The sequence below is a fragment of the Psychrobacter sp. R86515 genome (genome assembly GCF_042466315.1).
GTDB lineage: Bacteria > Pseudomonadota > Gammaproteobacteria > Pseudomonadales > Moraxellaceae > Psychrobacter.
The window spans coordinates 23,150-41,392 of the sequence record NZ_JAXHCC010000001.1 but is presented as its reverse complement, the minus strand read 5'-3'; the positions used below and the strand labels follow the sequence as shown (position 1 = coordinate 41,392).

Here is an 18,243-nt window from a genome sequence, read left to right as displayed (position 1 = left end):
AGTATTTTATATATACAAAATAAAACATATTAAAGGTTGTTATAACTTTAAATTATATAGATGGAAACTAAAAATATAAACAAGTCGTTCGAATATACTCTCTTAATCTGTGGTAATGCAAGCTATAAATAGACTAATTTCGATAAAAAGTGCACGGTTTTGCCGTATTTAGCATCAATAAGATATTAAATACTAAATTCTATGGCTTTATGTTTATTCGCTCTAAGTAGCAAAGAGACACACTTCTAGATTACTAATCAGTTACAATTTTACTAGGTGTAAATAATTAGAAATAATAAAGTTATGTCTCTTTGAGGTACTCAACTATGAGCTCTTTGCCTAACGCATTATTAAATAGGGCTATGATTTGCCTTAATGAGGTCGGCTATTTTTTCGGCAATCATAATAGTTGGCGCATTGGTATTGGCACTAATAAGCGTTGGCATCACTGATGCGTCGATAACTCGTAGTCCTTTTACGCCGCGTACCTTCAACTCCAAATCGACCACAGAGCTATCATCTGAGCCCATGCGGCAAGTGCCTACCGGATGATAGATGGTATCTGACTTATTTCGGATATAGCCGAGCATGCCGTCTTTTTCGAGGTAAGGGGCAGGATAGTCTTCAGTGATGTACTTAGCGAGTGCGGACTCTTGCATGATGGCGCGAGTACGCTCGGCACCGGCAATCATATACTCTATGTCTTTTGGATGGGATAGATAGTTTGGATCGATTAAGACAGCATCGGATGGGTCGGCTGAGTCCAATCTGACAGTACCTCGACTTTCAGGTCGTAAGTAGCAACTGTGACAAGAGACAGCGAAGCCGCGTCTGAGATCGCGGCCATGCTCGATCACGCGCGAGATGACAAAGTGCAGCTGTGTATTTGGCCACTCTTTTGGGTCATCACCGACGCTAAAGAACGCACCTGCTTCTGCATAGTTGGTAGACAGCAGCCCTGTACCGTCTTTTCTCCACTGCCGAATACTTTTGGTCAATGTCGAAATCGATGCCATGCCAATACCGATGACATCAGTAGTATTGACCTCGTAATCAAAGACAACATCTAAATGATCCTGTAAATTGCCACCGACTTCGGGTGCATCTACCACCACATCGATACCATGAGACTGCAAATGCTCTGCAGGGCCAATACCTGAGAGCATCAGAACTTTGGGTGAACCAAACGCACCACCTGATAGTAGGACTTCATGACGCGCCGTGACAGTATGTTCGACACCGTCTTTTTCGTAGACGACGCCTGTCGCTTGATTGTCTTCGATAATGACGCGGTTAGCCTGCGCATGAGTGATAACAGTTAGGTTGGGGCGGTTTTGTACAGGATGTAGATAGGCGGCTGCGGCAGAGCAACGTTGACCTTGTTTTTCACCATGGAAATGAGTGACTTGATACAACCCTGTACCGTCTTGCTTTTCGCTATTAAAATCGGTGTTATGATCTAGGCCATTGGCAATCGCAGCTTCTACGAATGCCTTAGAGATGTCTCGCGGACTGAGTAGGTCGCTAACATGCAGCGGCCCGCTATCGCCATGTAGGTCATCGCTACCACGAACGTTGTTTTCAGCTTTGATAAAATAGGGAAGTACATCGTCAAACCCCCAGCCAGTACATCCTTGCTCCACCCAGCGCTCATAATCTAGCTTACTACCGCGCGTATAGATCATGGCATTGATCGCTGATGATCCGCCCAGACATTGTCCACGCGGCTGAAAACCTTTACGGTTATTAAGGTGCTCTTGAGGGGTGGTGTGAAAGCACCAATTATTCAATTTAAGCGGTTTGCCAGGAACCATCAGAATCAGTCCAGCAGGCACACGTACCGCTAGATCTTTGCCATCACCGCCGTATTCTAATAAACAAACATTGATATTTGGGTTTTCAGTGAGACGGCTGGCGAGCACGCAACCCGCCGAACCACCACCGACGATGACATAGTCAAATGTTGTGTCAAATTTCATTTCATATTCCTTATAGCATCCATGCTAATTAAAATAGGGTACGCTTTACAGTAACTATTATTTTGCTGAAATAATAAAATAAAAATGACTCTGCGGTATCTGTTTGCGTCAATATCGTAGGACAAGCGAAGACTGTTATATTCGGTACATTATGTAAAATTAATGCTACTTAATTTTGCATCGAAAGACCTTATATCGCACAGATTTCTGAGCGTACGATAAAGCGTTTGCCTTCAGGGATTTCTAACGAAAAACTCGCACCGCGACCATTGACGACATCAATAGTGAGATCGGTATGCTGCCATAAATTGTACTGTGCCTTGCCCATATAAAATGGACAGCCAGCAAGCTCACCAACCAACACATCCTGACCACCTACTTTGAACTCTCCTAATGGATAGCACATGGGCGAGCTACCATCGCAGCAGCCACCTGATTGATGAAACATTAGTTCACCGTGCTTGGATTTCAATAGCTCAATTAACACTTTACAAGACTCTGTTGCCGTAATTTGCATAATGATTTCCTTATCTTTAGAGAATCTTAATGTAATCCACAGTTTTATTGAGTAAGAATGCAAAAGTCGCATCTTTTTCTTTCACATCATTTATAGCATGTGATTGAAATCGATACGACCTGTCGTTCACGATTATACCTGCGAATCATTAAAGCAGTATTAAAATGTCAAAAGACATGTCTACATACTATAGTCAATCACAATCCGTCCCTCGATTTTACCGTCACGCATACGCTGAAAAATATCATTGATGTTCTCAAGTGGCTCAGCGGCAACAGTCGCTTTTACTTTACCTGCTGCTGCCATCTCTAGCGACTCTTGTAAATCCAGACGGGTACCAACGATTGAACCACGAATGGTGATACCATTCAAAACGGTATCAAAGATTGATACAGGGAAATCACCAGTTGGTAGACCATTACAGACTAAAGTACCACCGCGTCGTAACATACTTAATGCTTGATCAAATGCTTTGGTGGATACGGCTGTCACTAGTACACCATGAGCACCACCGATCTCTTGTTGTAGGAATGCACCCGGATCAGTGTTTTTTGCATTGATAGTGACTTTTGCGCCCAGTTTTTTGGCAAATTCGAGCTTCTCGTCGTCAATATCAACAGCAGCAACATTGATTCCCATGGCAATGGCATACTGTACAGCCATGTGACCAAGGCCGCCTATACCTGAAATGACAACCCAGTCGCCTGGCTTGGTGTCGGTCATTTTAAGACCTTTGTATACCGTGACGCCCGCACATAAAACAGGGGCAATCTCAATAGAGTCGACACTCTCAGGGATAATGCCAACATAGTTTGCATCTGCTAGTACATATTCTGCAAAACTACCATTTACGGAGTAACCAGAATTTTCTTGCTTTTCACACAAGGTTTCCCAGCCACCCAAGCAGTGCGTGCAGTGTCCACAAGCAGAGTAGAGCCAAGGCACACCAACGCGGTCACCTTCTTTAACGTGATGTACATTGTCACCAACGGCAGTTATAAGCCCGACGCCCTCATGTCCCGGAATAAAAGGTGGACTGGGTTTGACAGGCCAGTCTCCCTCAACCGCATGTAAGTCAGTGTGACAGACACCTGATGCCTGCATCTTAACGACGATTTGACCAGCGCCTGGCGTTGGTATATCTACTTCTTCAATTTCTAAGGGTTGCCCAAACTCATGTAGCACAGCCGCTTTCATTTTTTGACTCATATGGCGCTCTCTTATGGATTAATTTTATATGCATAGCACAATACCTCTGTGCTATGACGTTATCTATAAATCGTCGCGTTAAATCAAATCTTAAAAGAAACCCATTTTTTTAGGGCTGTACGAAACCAGCATGTTTTTGGTTTGCTGATAATGATCGAGCATCATCAGATGGTTTTCGCGGCCGATACCTGATTGCTTATAGCCACCGAATGCAGCATGTGATGGATAGAGATGATAGCAGTTGGTCCATACGCGGCCTGCTTGAATACCACGTCCGAAACGATAGGCCTTATGCACGCTACGTGTCCAAACGCCAGCGCCTAGACCATATAGGGTGTCGTTGGCAATTTGCATGGCTTCTTCGTCGTCTTTAAAAGTAGTGACAGCGAGCACAGGTCCAAAGATTTCTTCTTGGAACACGCGCATGTCATTGGTACCTTCAAAGATAGTTGGCTTAACATAGTAGCCGTCTGCTAGGTCGCCATCGTGTTTGGCTTGATCGCCACCGACTAGGACTTTTGCGCCTTCTTTTTTACCGATATCAAGATAAGATAGAATCTTCTCTAACTGATCTGAGCTGGCTTGCGCACCAATCATAGTTTCAGTATCTAGTGGATTGCCCATTTTGATCGCTTCGACACGAGCGATACAGCGTTTGATAAATTCGTCATAGATGCTTTCGTGAACGAGTGCACGTGATGGACAAGTACAGACTTCACCTTGGTTTAGGGCAAACATGACTAGGCCTTCGACCGCTTTGTCCAAGAAGTCATCGTCTTCGTCCATGACATCAGCAAAGAAGATATTTGGGCTTTTGCCGCCAAGCTCTAGCGTCACTGGAATGATGTTTTCGCTGGCGTACTGCATGATGAGGCGACCTGTTGTGGTCTCACCAGTGAAGGCAACTTTGTTGATACGAGGGTTAGAGGCAAGTGGTTTACCAGCTTCGACACCAAAGCCATTGACAATGTTTAACACGCCTTTAGGCAAGATGTCAGCGATACCGATCGCTTCTAACATATATAGTATCGATGCAGGCGTTTGCTCAGCAGGCTTCATGACGATACAGTTACCAGCGGCTAGAGCCGGGGCAATTTTCCATACTGCCATTAGAATAGGGAAGTTCCATGGGATAATCTGCCCGACAACGCCTAGCGGCTCATGGAAATGGTAAGCAACGGTGTCTTCATCAATCTGGCTGATACCGCCTTCTTGGGCGCGGATGGCACTGGCAAAATAACGGAATTGATCGATGGCTAGCGGAATATCTGCCATCAAGGTTTCGCGTACAGGCTTGCCGTTTTCGTAGCATTCAGCAATAGCGATCGCTTCTAGATTGGCTTCCATGCTATCTGCAATTTTTAATAACAAGTTTGCTCGTTCAGCAACGCTGGTTTTGCCCCAAGCGTCTTTGGCAGCATGCGCGGCATCTAGGGCCTTTTCGATGTCTGCTTCTTTTGAACGGGCAACTTGGCAAATAGTTTTACCATCGATAGGGCTTGGGTTGTCAAAGTACTCGCCATCGACAGGAGGGATCCACTCACCATTAATAAAGTTATCGTATTTTTCGCGGAATTGGACGGGACTGTTTTCAGTATTGGGATAAGCGTATAACATTAACCACTCCTTGTTGTGTATTATGGTTATTTAAAATATGGTTACTTACGTATGACCATTTAAAAATACATTCTTGGTCTTCCTAACCAAGTTATCATCCTATCGTACTGAGCTTTTTAGCAGAACGATAATGACTTTTTATAATGATATATTTTGTATCGTATAACTTTAAGTTATGTGATATGAGTCGGTTAAAATGGTTCGCAAACGGTATGCAGCTGTTATAATTGTGAGCGTCTAATTTGGCTGGCTATGGTTACTTGATTAATCATGGCGGCTTTCTTTTTGTACTATTTCTTTTCATAATATTGGTTGGTTTGGATCTATGCGTCAATCTTCTGCTCTTGATATCTTAAAAACAGGTCAAAACGTCTTTTTGACTGGCTCGGCAGGCTCAGGTAAGACTTATACCCTCAATCAATACATCGATTATCTACGCGCTCGCCGTGTGCCGGTGGCAGTGACGGCCAGTACTGGTATTGCCGCCACACATATGAATGGCACGACGATTCACAGTTGGTCAGGCATCGGTATCAAAGATGAGCTGAGCGATCGAGATTTGACTAATTTGTCACGCAAACAGTTCTTGGCAGACAGATTAAAAGACACGGCTGTGTTGGTCATTGATGAGATATCGATGCTACATGCCAAGCAGCTCAACTTGGTCAGCCAAGTGCTCAAGCATATTCGCAAAAACGACAAAGCCTTTGGCGGCATCCAAGTCGTGGTCGCAGGAGATTTTTTTCAGTTACCGCCGATTGGTAGTAAAGGGGAGACCAATCGTGAAAAGTTCGCCTTTATGTCTGAGGCGTGGCTCGATGCCAAGTTCCATATTTGCTATTTATCAGAGCAACATAGACAAGTCAGTGAAGCGGCAAATGGCGGGCTTGATTTGGATGATATTCTTAACCAAATCCGTCGTCAGGAAGTGACCTTTGAGGCGATTGCCGCCTTAGAAAACACGTACGATCAAAGCGTCGATATCAAACGCACTCGTCTCTATACACACAATCTCAATGTCAATAAAATCAATGATAAAGAGTTGGCATTGCTAGACGGTGAGATGATGCGCTTTGAGGCGACCACCACTGGTGACAGTAAGCTGGTTGAGACCTTAAAAAAGACCGTACGTACCCAAGACGAGCTGATTCTCAAAGTGGGTGCAAAGGTCATGTTTATCAAAAACAATGCCGAGCTTGGGGTGTCGAATGGAACGATGGGTGAGCTGATTGGGTTTGCTGCGGTCAAGATAGATGACAGTAAAGACAGTAGTGATGCATTAATCGAAGATGATAGTGACAGTGAAGATACAGACGAAGCCACTGATAAAAAGACGACCAAGAGTAAAAAAAGTGCTGCCAAAAAAGAAGCCGAGCAGTCAAAAGCAAAGAAAGCGGCGACACAAAAAATGCCTGTGGTCAGGCTAAACTCAGGACGTGAAGTTATTGCTGAGCCTGAAGAATGGATCATCGAAGATGAGACGGGTGATGTGCTGGCAAGTTATTTACAAGTACCACTCTGTCTAGCATGGGCGATTACGATTCATAAATCGCAAGGCATGACCCTTGATGCTGCTGAAATCGACTTGTCGCGTACCTTTGAGCTGGGGCAAGGCTACGTGGCATTATCGCGCCTCAAATCGCTATCAGGTCTACAGCTGCTGGGTATGAACGACATGAGCTTGCAACTTGATCCATTGGCTCGCGGCGCAGACAAGCGGTTTCTAGTACTGTCTGAAGAAGCGGATGCCAACTATGCGATGCTAGATGAAGAAAGCATGCAGCAGGCACATGAAAAATTCGTCCTGAAGTCAGGTGGGACATTAAGCAAGTCGGTAATCGATGCTTACGCCACGCTACAAAAGAAGCGCCGCGAACAACAGCAAGCGAAAATCGATAAAAAACAGAAATTAGGCAATCAGGTCACTGACAAATCAGACAGTACTCTACTTGCGACCAGAGTGTTGTTAGAAGAGAGTTTGACCATTGCGGAGATATCACAAGCGCGTCAGTTGTCACAGTCGACTATCATGCGTCATATTGCTGACCTAAAATCGCAAGACCCAAGTCTTGCCTGCGATCATCTGCGTCCAGATGATGAGGTAATGACAGCCGTTGGCAATGCCTATGTCGCTATTAAAGTCGCCAATAATCCAAATGACTTTAATGATGACGGTAGCATCAAACTGCGTCCGATATTTGATCATCTTAAGCAAAGCATTGACTACAATACCATTCGCCTCGCATTGATTTTTATCACCCCGTAGTTTTACTGCCTATAATTTTATTGCCTATAACTTCGTTACCTTTATTTTTATAGGCTTTAATTCTACTATTTTTTAGTATTTAGCAATCATTAGCGCACTCAACGTGATAACGCTCAGTTTTTACACCCATTTATAGCGATACCCTTTATGTCCGATATTATGCCTGATTTTTCGAGCGCTACTTATCAATTAACCTATGCTCCGATAGCGGCGACGTTCCGTACTACTGGTGAGCATACACAGCCACTGAGAGTCGCTATCAATGGTTTTGGTCGTATAGGGCGCAATGTTCTTCGTGCTTTGCTAGAGCGCTTTGAAGTATTAGGCCGTGCGATTCATGTGGTGGCAATTAATGACTTAGCGCCAGCGGATATATTGCTGCATTTACTCAAGTTTGATAGCACACATGGCCGTCTCAGTCGATTAGGCGTAAATGCTGAGATTGTAGAGAGTGAGTCAGGTGATACAAGCAAGACTGAGCTCTGTCTGACTAAAAACAATCTGACTTACTGCATCAATATGCTATCAGAGCCTGATCCTAAAAATTTACCTTGGCAGGCGCTGGGTGTCGATGTGGTTTTAGAATGTACTGGGCACTTTCGCTCGTATGAGCAGGCGACGCTACATATCGATGCTGGCGCGCAGCAAGTAATTATCGGTGCCGCGCCATTTGACGATGTGGATGCCTGTATCGTGATGGGCGTGAATACCGATGCGCTCACGCTTGAGCTACCGATTATCTCTAGTGTTTCTTGTACCACGCAGGCATTGGTGCCGTTGATTGATACGCTAGATAAGGCATTTGGTGTGCAGTCCGCCATGATGACAGAGATTCATGCAGTCACTGCTGATCAGACGGTGCTCGATCAAGCACATCGAGACCCAAGACGGGCGCGTGCTTCTGGCTATAATATTATCCCAACGACGTCCAGTAGTATCGCTGCGACAGAACGTGTGCTACCAGCCATGGTCGGCAAGATAAATGGGCATTCGATACGAGTGCCCACTATCGACGTGGCTGCGATTGATGTCACCTTTGTGTTTGATACGCCAGATGTCGATGTCGAGACAGTACGAGAGGTACTTAAATCTGCCAGTCAGGCGCATTTGCATGACATCATGGCTTATACCGATGAGCCATTGGTATCTAGTGACTTTATTCATCAGACTGAGTCGCTAATCATTGATGGTCAGCAACTTATGCAAGTAGGTGGTCAGTATAAGGTTTTTGCATGGTATGATAATGAATGGGGCTATGCCAATAGGTTGCTCGATATGTGCTTACATCTGGCCTCAAGCAAGCGATAATGCACCAATTTACAAGTATTCGAAAATTAATTGAATTTTTTTAGTTTAGGGGCTTGCATTATAAAATGATATCTATATAATGATGCACCAATGGAGACGTGGCAGAGCGGTTGAATGCACCGGTCTTGAAAACCGACAAGGGTTAATAGCCCTTCGAGAGTTCGAATCTCTCCGTCTCCGCCAAATTCGAAAAAGCCCCAATCAGCAATGATTGGGGCTTTTTTTTATGGTATGGATAAAAGTATTAAACAATACCTTCTACTTCTATAAAGTCCTTAATAGTAGGTAGTACAGCTACTTCACCAGTGAGTTTTCAAATTCGATTGTCTGATCGTCTACTAAGGTAAGCGTGCCTTTATTAATCTCGATAGTGATGCCACCAGCATTTTTGATAGCGCGCATGACATTGATATCCTCAATGCTGCTTTCAATAATGATCTTGCCAGACTGTTCTGGTGCGATAGGTGGATCAAACGTTGTCAAAGGCACATTAAAGTTTTTGCCCTTTGTAAGATTGGCATCTTTCATGGTCAGCGTCCCTTTAAAGCTTTTTATCGCGCTTTTGCCATGATTGGATAGCATAAACTGCATTTTGACTTGATTTAAGCTATCGCTATCACTGGTTTTCACAGGTAGTAGGGCGACAGGATACATCTGTGCGGTAGCATTAGCTGCCTGACCTTTGACAATAGGGCTTTTCTTGCCCGTTGGGTTGTTTGGATGCAGACGCTCGTATTCACGCTGTTGTATCAGCGCTTGCTTAATAGTGGTACGCGGCATCGCTCCTGATTCATAAGCATCGCTCAATTTCATTCGCAGCATATATCGGCTGAGTACTTGTTGATCAGAATCAGACAACTGCTCAAAAGTTTGTCCTAGCTTTTTTTGCCATTGGTCAGAATCTGTCGGTATGGTTGTTTTACTTGGATCAGTCTGCGGCGATGAGCAGCCAGTCGCAATCACTAGCATTGCTACCGTCATGGTTGAAAACAAAGTTTTGTTGAAACGCTGATGTAAGCCCGTCATCGTACCCCTCCTTGCAGATCTTTATTATGTTGAAACCTTATAAATAGTCGCGACTATATGCTTAATATACCTTGTTTAAACATCTGTTGTGTTTAGTTATGGCTAACTAAAACCGCAAATATCGCAGAGTATTTAAAAAAATATGTACTGAGAACTAGATGGAAGCAGGGCGTAATAAGAGGAGAGTTAGAGAAATATCAGTAATGCTTAGACTTTTATAACAGCCACAAAAAAGACCAAGCTCGCTTTAGCAAACTTGGTCTTTTTATTTTAATATTATCTAGCAGCGATACTATTAATTAGCAACGATATTATTAATTGTTTAATCGTTGTCTTGTAACTCAGATAGCGGATGAGTGATGTTGTTATTATGCGTCACTACAATCGCTTCATCAATAATATGCTGGCTAACGCCGCGCTTACGTAGCGTTTCGATGAATACTTCATCATGGGCAAGCGTATAATCCTGATGGTCACGATCCAAGCCCTGACGAATATAAAGACGAATAAGCCCTTGAATGCGCTTAAAGCCCAAGTCTGATGACGTCGTTTCTAATAGACCAATCATTTCTTCAGACAAACGAATACTAATCGGGCGCATGATTTTTTGCGGATGATCAGAAAACTTATTTTTTATACGTACAGGTATCATAATAAACCATTACTTTTAGTGAGTAAGAGCGAAGCACTCAAACAAAAACGAACCCAATCAAAACTAATCTTACCATACAACAAAAATGTCTAAAAGAACACCACAGCCGTGCTAATATTATTAGAAGTAAATATAAAGGACACAGCAATAAAAAAACCTCCATCAAATTATGATGAAGGTTTTTAGTATATGGCTCTCCAACCTGGGCTCGAACCAGGGACACACGGATTAACAGTCCGTTGCTCTACCAACTGAGCTATTGGAGAATAGTTGGTCATAACAGCAAGTAATTGACGCTTTATATTAAAGCAGTTAATTAGCTTGTTTGCGTTATGTGGGGCACATTTTAGCCAAGTCACTACAGGCTGTCAACCTTATTATGCGTTTAATTATAAATATTATCGCAATTATTGAAAATTAACGCCAATCCCTTATCAGATAGGCTGTTTCAAGGCAGAACTTAGTAGAAAATGACTATAAATAGGCTTTAGAAATAAAAGTTATTTTCAGAAAATTTTATATGGCACATAGGATAAACGATAAAAGTATCGAAATAGATAGCAATTCGGCAAAGTAAAACTGAATTTGGTGCTTTGTATTTTTGAATATAACGGTGGTGCAACACCGTTTGACACAATAAAGTTGCAAGACAGCCCTTCACATTGACAGTAGAATTCTATAAAATACCGACCATGTGGTTTCTTTGCTATGTTTTTCATAGCATGCGTTGAACAAAAGCGGGTGTTCTAAAGATGAGTCCTACTACGATTGCTTACGGTTATCTGACTATTGCCATTATATGCGAAGTGGTGGGTACGACTTTTTTAGTAAAGTCAGAACAGTTCACCCGTTTGGTACCAACTTTGATGATGGGTGCGCTCTATGCGGTTTCATTTTATCTGTTGGCTCAGACGCTCAAAACCATACCGCTAGGTATTGCGTACGCACTGTGGGGCGGGCTTGGGATTGTGCTGACATCACTCGCTGGTGTGGTGCTATTCAAGCAAAATCTTGATACAGCAGCAGTGGTTGGCATCGCGATGATCGTCGGCGGTGTTGTTGTGATGAACTTATTGTCTAATTCTGTGGTGCATTGATATGGAAAATGCTTATAAGCGTAAAAAACAGCCAGAAGTTATTCGTCGTGCGTTGTTAGATCAGGCAGCACGTATCACGTTGGAGCAAGGTCTATCTAAAGTGACGTTTCAGGCAGTCGCTGACGCGGTTGGGGTGACAAAGGGTGGTGTGATGCATCATTTTTCTACCAAAAACGCACTCGTGCTAGAAGTCTTCAATGATGCAATGGCTAAGTTTGAGGCAGAAGTAAACGCAGCAATGGCTGAAGACCCTGTTAAGTACGGTTCATTTACCCGCGCTTATATAGATGCCACTATCAGCCTCGGCGAGCAAGGACAGGAAGAATACGATAACCAAGCGACCTTATATGTATTGATGCTAGGTGATAGTGAGCTGCGTGAGTTATGGGCTAAGTGGGCGAATGGACAACTCAAAAAACATGCTGCAACGGATAATACCGAGACATTATGTATGGTTCGCCTCGTCGCGGACGGTATTTGGCTCTCAGACTTTTCAGGTATCGATATCGCAGACAAACAATCATTGCGCGATCGCTTGATAAAAATGACGCAACAAGACTTTGATTTGTAAAACGTTGCTGATTCATAAAATAATTTTTATTTTACTATTTAAAGACTAAATTTCTTAAAAACTAGATTTCGAAACTTAACTAACGACGACACTATTCGGCTTCAGTACTTTTACATAGTTACTTTTACATAGTTACTTTTGCCAATCGTCCTAAGGAGAATTTATGACTGATATTAATAATTTGACAGATATTATCGATTTAGACCAAGTACAAACAGCCTATATCAACGGTCGCTATTTAGCGGTTGATGAGTCGCTAACGACTTTTGAAGATATCAATCCAGCCACTGGTGAAGTATTGGCAACGATTCAGCAAACCAGCAATGAGCAGATTGATGAAGCCGTAAAAGCCGCACATAAAGGTCAAAAAGTTTGGGCCGCGATGACAGCGGTTGAGCGTGGTCGCATCTTATCAAAGGCTGTTGAGATATTGCGCGATCGTAATGATGTACTGGCATTACTTGAGACCAAAGACACAGGTAAAGCCTACTCTGAGACGAAGTACGTCGATATCGTCACTGGTGCTGATGTCGTTGAATACTATGCAGGTCTGGCACCGATGATTGAGGGTCGTCAGATTCCATTACGTGATACTAGTTTTGTCTATACTCGCCGCGAACCACTTGGCGTGGTCGCAGGTATTGGCGCATGGAACTATCCGATTCAAATCGCGATGTGGAAAGCAGCACCAGCATTGGCTGCCGGTAATGCGATGATTTTTAAACCATCAGAAGTGACACCATTGACGGCATTGAAACTGGCAGAGATATTGACAGAAGCTGGATTGCCAGATGGTGTATTTAACGTCGTACAAGGTAATTATGAAGTGGGTCAGGCGCTAACCGATCACCCAGATATCGCAAAAGTATCGTTCACGGGTGGCGTACCAACTGGTAAAAAAGTCATGTCGAGCGCGGCAAGCTCATCTTTAAAAGACGTAACTTTAGAGCTTGGTGGTAAATCACCTTTGATCATATTTGATGACGCAGATATCGATACCGCTGCTGACATCGCGATGATGGCCAACTTTTACAGTACTGGTCAGGTATGTACCAACGGTACGCGCGTATTTGTCCCTAAAGCGTTACAAGCTAAGTTTGAGCAAGCTATCTTAACCCGTGTTGAGCGTATTAAATTGGGTGATCCGATGGATGAAAACATCAACATGGGCCCACTAGTCAGCTTTCCGCATATGGAAAGAGTGCTTGGCTATATCGAGCAAGGTAAAGCCAGCGGTGCACGCTTGCTAACAGGTGGCGAGCGTGTGACGACAGGCGAATTGGCAAATGGCGCATTCGTTGCCCCGACGGTATTCACTGACTGTACTGATGAGATGACTATCGTACGCGAAGAAATATTTGGTCCAGTGATGTCGATATTGACGTACGAGACCGAAGAAGAAGTTATTCGCCGTGCCAATGATACCGATTATGGCTTGGCCGCTGGGGTTGTGACTGCAGATCTAAAACGCGCGCATCGAGTCATCGCTCAGATTGAAGCTGGCATCTGCTGGTTGAACACGTGGGGCGAGTCGGCAGCACAAATGCCAGTAGGCGGCTATAAGCATTCTGGTATCGGCCGCGAAAACGGTATCGAAGCGCTCGAACACTATACTCAGACCAAATCTATCCAAGTAGAGTTAGGTGCGTTTGAATCTGTCTTTTAATCAATCTTATTGAGAAAAACGAAGCCAGTAAGGTTGCTTATTAGCTTTCATTTAGCCTTTTTAGGACACCTTACTGACCATAAACGATTTATGTTTTTTCAATATCATGGAGTATGTTATGACATCAACCACACCTGAGTATGACTATATTATTGTCGGAGCAGGCTCAGCAGGAAATGTGCTGGCCACACGTCTGACCGAAGATGCTAATATCAAGGTACTGCTGTTAGAAGCAGGTCGTCCAGACTATCGTTTTGACTTCCGTACCCAAATGCCAGCTGCGCTTGCCATGCCATTGCAAGGGACGACTTATAACTGGGGTTATAAGACAGATCCTGAGCCATATATGAATAACCGTGTCATGGACTGTGGCCGCGGCAAAGGGCTAGGTGGCTCATCACTGATTAACGGTATGTGCTATATCCGTGGTAATGCGCTAGATTTTGATGACTGGTCTAAGATAAAAGGTCTATCAGACTGGACGTATTCGGATTGCCTGCCTTATTTTAAAAAGCTAGAAAACTGTGACGCTGGCGAGAATGACTATCACGGCGTGGGCGGTCCTGTTGAAATGACAACCTCAAAGCCAGGAGTCAATCCACTGTTCCAAGCTATGATTGAAGCGGGCGTACAAGCAGGCTATCCACGTACCGAAGATCTAAACGGCTATCAGCAAGAAGGTTTTGGTCCAATGGATCGATTTGTGACGCCTAACGGTCGCCGTGCATCAACGGCTCGCGGCTATCTTGACCGTGCCAAACCGCGTAGCAATATTACGATTTTGACAGGTGCATTGACTGACGTAATTTTATTTGACGGCAAGCGTGCTGTCGGTGTCAAAGTCGAACACGAAGGCCAGACCAAAAATTTCCATGCCGCTCGCGAAGTGATTGTCTCATCTGGTGCGATTGCCTCACCGCAACTACTGCAGCGTTCAGGTATCGGTCCTGGTCAGTGGTTAAAAGATGCTGGCGTGACTGAAATACTGGATCTGCCAGGTGTCGGTAATAATTTACAAGACCATCTAGAGCTATATATGCAGTATGAATGTAAACTGCCAGTGTCAATCGCGCCTGCTAATAAATGGTGGAATAAGCCTGCGATTGGTGCAGAATGGTTATTCAATGGCACAGGTCTTGGTGCGTCGAATCAATTCGAAGGTGGCGGTTTTATCCGTACCGATGAGAAGTTTACCCACCCAAATATTCAGTACCATTTTTTGCCACTAGCTGTACGCTACGATGGCCGTAGTGCTGTGAAATCGCATAGCTTCCAAGCACACGTCGGCTCACTGCGCTCACCAAGCCGTGGCCGCGTCAAGCTAAAATCACGTGATCCGAAAGCACATCCAAGTATCTTGTTTAACTACATGTCACATGATCAAGACTGGCAAGAGTTCCGTGCTGCGATGCGTATCACGCGTGAAATCATGCATCAGCCAGCACTGGACCCTTATCGTGGTCGTGCGATTGCACCGACCGATGATCTGGTCACTGACGCCCAGCTAGATGAATACGTACGTAATCATAGTGAGACGGCTTATCATCCATCTTGTACCTGTGCGATGGGCGAAGATAACGATTCGGTAGTGAATGGCGAAGGGTTGGTACATGGTATTGATGGCTTGCGAGTCGTCGATGCGTCTATCATGCCAAACATTATTAGTGGTAATCTCAATGCTACAACTATCATGTTGGCAGAAAAAATCGTCGACAAGATGAGAGGCGTACAGTTGCCACGTTCAACGGCAGATTATTATGTGGCCAATGGTGCACCGCTACGCTCAGAGCCAATGCGCGATTATCTCTCGTCGGTGTAGGCTGCGATATAAGCCTGCATACAGGATACTGAATAAATAACGATATGAGAAAATTTTAACCAAAAGGCCTTTCCAAGTAGAGGCCTTTTCTATCAGCGCTAACGTATTAGAATAATGAATACCGTTCAGGTTGAATTTGTTTATAATTTTATTAGCTTTTTATTTATTGGTACTGCTTTGTCCGTCATGCGGTTGGTTCCACGTTATACGGTTATAGATCATCAGTCTACTATTAGACGATGCCGGACAAAGCAATATCGGACCCTGTTTAATTTACCTATTGAGGTCTTTTATGTACAGTTCGCCATCACAAGATGTGACGAAACCTCTGACCCTAAACAAAACGGTGTTTTTGGGCTCAGCTATTATTTCTATTTTATTGATAATCTGGACCATCGCTTTTCCAGATTATAGTGAGGCCTTGTTGAGCGCGAGCATGACTTGGGTATCAGACAAGTTTGGCTGGTATTACATGTTGGTGGTTGCCGCTTATAGTATCTTTGCGTTGTTTGTTGGTTTTTCTAAGTATGGCGATATAAAGCTTGGTCAAGACCACGAAAAAGCACAATTTCCGTTTTTAGCGTGGGCGGCCATGCTGTTCTCAGCGGGTATCGGTATTGACCTGTTGTTCTTTGGTGCTTCTGAGCCTTTAATGCATTATTTGACCCCACATACAGGCCTAGAGCCTGCTAGTGCTGAGGCCATGCGCGAAGCACTTGCTCAGACTTTCTTGCACTGGGGTCTGCATGGTTGGGGTATTTATGCGCTGATCGGTATGGCGCTGGCTTACTTTGCTTATCGCAAAAACATGCCGCTCGCACTACGCTCGCCGCTGACACCGATATTTGGTGAACGCTTAATCAAAGGTTGGTTAGGCGATGGTATTGATACCTTCGGCGTCGTCTGTACGTTGATGGGTATTGCGACCAGTTTAGGTATTGGGGTATTGCAGGCCAATGCTGGCTTGACCCATGTGTTCGGTATCGAATCTAGCAAAACGGTTCAGGCGCTCATCATCGTCGGCGTTGTCGCTGCTGCTGCTATCTCTGCGATGACAGGTGTCGAAAAAGGCGTTCGTCGTCTATCTGAATTCAACATGCTGTCGTCAATACTGTTGTTGCTTGCCATATTGGTAATGGGCAATACGGTGTATCTATTAAATACCTTTACTCAAAATATCGGTCAATATTTTCAAACCATCATTTATAAAACCTTTGACGTTTATGCTTATGACGGTGCTGCTGGTGCCGAGTGGAAATCTTGGTGGACGATATTTTTCTGGGCATGGTGGGTTGCTTGGGCACCATTTGTAGGTCTATTTATTGCACGTATTAGCCGTGGCCGTACGTTGCGCGAGTTTGTATTTGGCGTGATGTTTATTCCGCTTGGTTTTATCTTCGCATGGTTCTCTATCTTTGGTAATTCAGCGATAGACTTGGTTGCCAATGGCGCAACAGAGCTGGGCGAAATCGCGGTCAATGATGCGGCAATGGGCATGTTTGCGCTGTTTGAGTACTTCCCTTACAGTGAAGTATTGTCATTTGCTGGTGTGGTTATTGGTCTTATTTTCTTTGTGACTTCTGCTGACTCAGGCGCGTTAGTATTAGCGAACTTGAGCTCAAGAGGTATGACCAATGATACCGATGCTCCTGTTTGGTTACGTCTGTTTTGGGCAGCAGCGACTGGTCTTATTACGTTAGGATTACTATTTGCAGGTGGTTTTTCTTCACTACAGTCTGTCTCTGTCATTGCAGGTTTACCATTCTCTATTATTCTTGTGCTTTATATGATGTCTATGTGGAAGTCGCTAAAAGAAGAAGGCAATAAGCGTAAAGCCAGTACAATCGGCACAGCAAATGTGTTGGACAGCGGGAAGAGCTGGAAAGCACGCTTGCAACGTATTGTGAGCTTCCCAGGCCATGCACAGGTTGAAAAATTCTTGCATACGGTCGTGATGCCAGCGATGTCTGAGGTCGAAAAAGAGTTTAAAGCAGGTGGTCTCAAAACCTCGTTAGATACCAAAAACCTTGCTAGTATCGGTGAAGGTATCGATGCAGGCATGGATCAAGACAGTGGTCAGGTAGATGGTCTAAAACTGCGTGTCGGTCATGGCGATGAAGATGACTTTATTTATGAGGTCAATCTGATTAAAGCTCATCGTCCTAACTTTACATTGAGCACATCTACCAAGCACGCAGAGTACTACTACCGTGCGGAAGTGTTCTTAAGTGAAGGCTCGCAAGAGTATGACTTGGTTGGCTACTCAAAAGAGCAGGTATTGGTTGATATCTTAAATCAGTACGAACGTCATTTGCAGTATCTACATTTAGAGCGTTAATCAGACACACTTTTTAAGTAAAATTATCAGTAAGAATGCCCCCATAAGTTGAACGCAGCTTATGGGGTTTCTTTTTATGAATAACTATTTATAAATAACTGTCGTTTAAGTTGAGGATATATCCCAAATAAGTGGCAAACAAGCACCGCAAATATAAGGTAAAATTCCCTAAGATTAA

Annotated in this window: 13 protein-coding genes and 2 tRNA genes; 8 read left to right on the top strand and 7 right to left on the bottom strand. The window is 44.0% G+C overall.

The features are described 5' to 3' along the window. Nucleotides 1-350: 350 nt before the first annotated feature. From SJY28_RS00125 to SJY28_RS00110, 4 genes are all read right to left on the bottom strand, one after another. Nucleotides 351-1,979: a GMC family oxidoreductase gene (locus SJY28_RS00125; RefSeq protein WP_379543007.1), complete on the bottom strand. Its 1,629-nt coding sequence runs from the start codon at nt 1,977-1,979 to the stop codon at nt 351-353. 190 nt (nt 1,980-2,169) lie between these two features. Next, nucleotides 2,170-2,496 carry a DUF779 domain-containing protein gene (locus SJY28_RS00120; protein ID WP_379543006.1) on the bottom strand — a complete coding sequence of 109 codons (327 nt, stop codon included), beginning with the start codon at nt 2,494-2,496 and terminating at the stop codon, nt 2,170-2,172. Nucleotides 2,497-2,676: 180 nt separating this feature from the next. Beyond that, on the bottom strand, nt 2,677-3,705 hold the full coding sequence (gene adhP / locus SJY28_RS00115) for an alcohol dehydrogenase AdhP (protein ID WP_379543005.1): 1,029 nt from the start codon (nt 3,703-3,705) through the stop codon (nt 2,677-2,679). 90 nt (nt 3,706-3,795) lie between these two features. Then, complete coding sequence (locus SJY28_RS00110; protein ID WP_379543004.1) at nt 3,796-5,322, bottom strand: aldehyde dehydrogenase family protein; 1,527 nt, start codon at nt 5,320-5,322, stop codon at nt 3,796-3,798. Between the two features lie 325 nt (nt 5,323-5,647). Between SJY28_RS00110 and SJY28_RS00105 the strand changes: the two genes are divergently transcribed. The 3 genes from SJY28_RS00105 to SJY28_RS00095 all read left to right on the top strand — a co-directional run bounded on the left by SJY28_RS00105 (nt 5,648) and on the right by SJY28_RS00095 (nt 9,079). Next, complete coding sequence (locus tag SJY28_RS00105) at nt 5,648-7,588, top strand: AAA family ATPase (protein WP_379543003.1); 1,941 nt, start codon at nt 5,648-5,650, stop codon at nt 7,586-7,588. A 159-nt stretch (nt 7,589-7,747) separates the two neighbouring features. Then, the gene (locus SJY28_RS00100) at nt 7,748-8,896 is read left to right on the top strand and encodes a type I glyceraldehyde-3-phosphate dehydrogenase (protein ID WP_379544872.1); all 1,149 of its coding nucleotides are present in this window, start codon (nt 7,748-7,750) and stop codon (nt 8,894-8,896) included. Nucleotides 8,897-8,988: 92 nt separating this feature from the next. Beyond that, a tRNA-Ser gene (locus SJY28_RS00095) sits at nt 8,989-9,079 on the top strand. Nucleotides 9,080-9,190: 111 nt separating this feature from the next. Here SJY28_RS00095 and SJY28_RS00090 read toward each other — a convergent pair. The 3 genes from SJY28_RS00090 to SJY28_RS00080 form a co-directional block, all read right to left on the bottom strand. Further along, nucleotides 9,191-9,922, bottom strand: coding sequence for a hypothetical protein (locus SJY28_RS00090; protein WP_379543002.1), 732 nt, complete (start codon nt 9,920-9,922; stop codon nt 9,191-9,193). Nucleotides 9,923-10,244: 322 nt separating this feature from the next. Then, entirely contained in the window at nt 10,245-10,574 is a 330-nt protein-coding gene (locus SJY28_RS00085) for a hypothetical protein (protein ID WP_057761113.1), read from the bottom strand. Nucleotides 10,575-10,764: 190 nt separating this feature from the next. After that, a tRNA-Asn gene (locus SJY28_RS00080) sits at nt 10,765-10,840 on the bottom strand. A gap of 486 nt (nt 10,841-11,326) precedes the next feature. On the opposite strand from SJY28_RS00080, the gene SJY28_RS00075 reads away from it, so the two are divergent. The 5 genes from SJY28_RS00075 (at nt 11,327) to betT (ending at nt 18,065) form a co-directional block, all read left to right on the top strand. Beyond that, the gene (locus tag SJY28_RS00075; RefSeq protein ID WP_057761111.1) at nt 11,327-11,671 is read left to right on the top strand and encodes a multidrug efflux SMR transporter; all 345 of its coding nucleotides are present in this window, start codon (nt 11,327-11,329) and stop codon (nt 11,669-11,671) included. A 1-nt stretch (nt 11,672) separates the two neighbouring features. Then, complete coding sequence (locus SJY28_RS00070; protein ID WP_379543001.1) at nt 11,673-12,242, top strand: TetR/AcrR family transcriptional regulator; 570 nt, start codon at nt 11,673-11,675, stop codon at nt 12,240-12,242. Nucleotides 12,243-12,405: 163 nt separating this feature from the next. Beyond that, nucleotides 12,406-13,908, top strand: coding sequence for a betaine-aldehyde dehydrogenase (gene betB, locus SJY28_RS00065; protein WP_379542999.1), 1,503 nt, complete (start codon nt 12,406-12,408; stop codon nt 13,906-13,908). Between the two features lie 118 nt (nt 13,909-14,026). Next, on the top strand, nt 14,027-15,727 hold the full coding sequence (betA, locus tag SJY28_RS00060; RefSeq protein ID WP_379542998.1) for a choline dehydrogenase: 1,701 nt from the start codon (nt 14,027-14,029) through the stop codon (nt 15,725-15,727). A gap of 292 nt (nt 15,728-16,019) precedes the next feature. Beyond that, nucleotides 16,020-18,065, top strand: coding sequence for a choline BCCT transporter BetT (betT, locus tag SJY28_RS00055; RefSeq protein WP_114700453.1), 2,046 nt, complete (start codon nt 16,020-16,022; stop codon nt 18,063-18,065). Nucleotides 18,066-18,243 lie beyond the last annotated feature (178 nt).

Excerpts from the sequence above, each read along its gene's own strand:
- SJY28_RS00125 (WP_379543007.1), bottom strand. The coding sequence starts at position 1,979 with ATGAAATTTGACACAACATTTGACTATGTCATCGTCGGTGGTGGTTCG.
- SJY28_RS00120 (WP_379543006.1), bottom strand. The coding sequence starts at position 2,496 with ATGCAAATTACGGCAACAGAGTCTTGTAAAGTGTTAATTGAGCTATTG.
- adhP (WP_379543005.1), bottom strand. The coding sequence starts at position 3,705 with ATGAGTCAAAAAATGAAAGCGGCTGTGCTACATGAGTTTGGGCAACCC.
- SJY28_RS00110 (WP_379543004.1), bottom strand. The coding sequence starts at position 5,322 with ATGTTATACGCTTATCCCAATACTGAAAACAGTCCCGTCCAATTCCGC.
- SJY28_RS00105 (WP_379543003.1), top strand. The coding sequence starts at position 5,648 with ATGCGTCAATCTTCTGCTCTTGATATCTTAAAAACAGGTCAAAACGTC.
- SJY28_RS00100 (WP_379544872.1), top strand. The coding sequence starts at position 7,748 with ATGCCTGATTTTTCGAGCGCTACTTATCAATTAACCTATGCTCCGATA.
- SJY28_RS00090 (WP_379543002.1), bottom strand. The coding sequence starts at position 9,922 with ATGACGGGCTTACATCAGCGTTTCAACAAAACTTTGTTTTCAACCATG.
- SJY28_RS00085 (WP_057761113.1), bottom strand. The coding sequence starts at position 10,574 with ATGATACCTGTACGTATAAAAAATAAGTTTTCTGATCATCCGCAAAAA.
- SJY28_RS00075 (WP_057761111.1), top strand. The coding sequence starts at position 11,327 with ATGAGTCCTACTACGATTGCTTACGGTTATCTGACTATTGCCATTATA.
- SJY28_RS00070 (WP_379543001.1), top strand. The coding sequence starts at position 11,673 with ATGGAAAATGCTTATAAGCGTAAAAAACAGCCAGAAGTTATTCGTCGT.
- betB (WP_379542999.1), top strand. The coding sequence starts at position 12,406 with ATGACTGATATTAATAATTTGACAGATATTATCGATTTAGACCAAGTA.
- betA (WP_379542998.1), top strand. The coding sequence starts at position 14,027 with ATGACATCAACCACACCTGAGTATGACTATATTATTGTCGGAGCAGGC.
- betT (WP_114700453.1), top strand. The coding sequence starts at position 16,020 with ATGTACAGTTCGCCATCACAAGATGTGACGAAACCTCTGACCCTAAAC.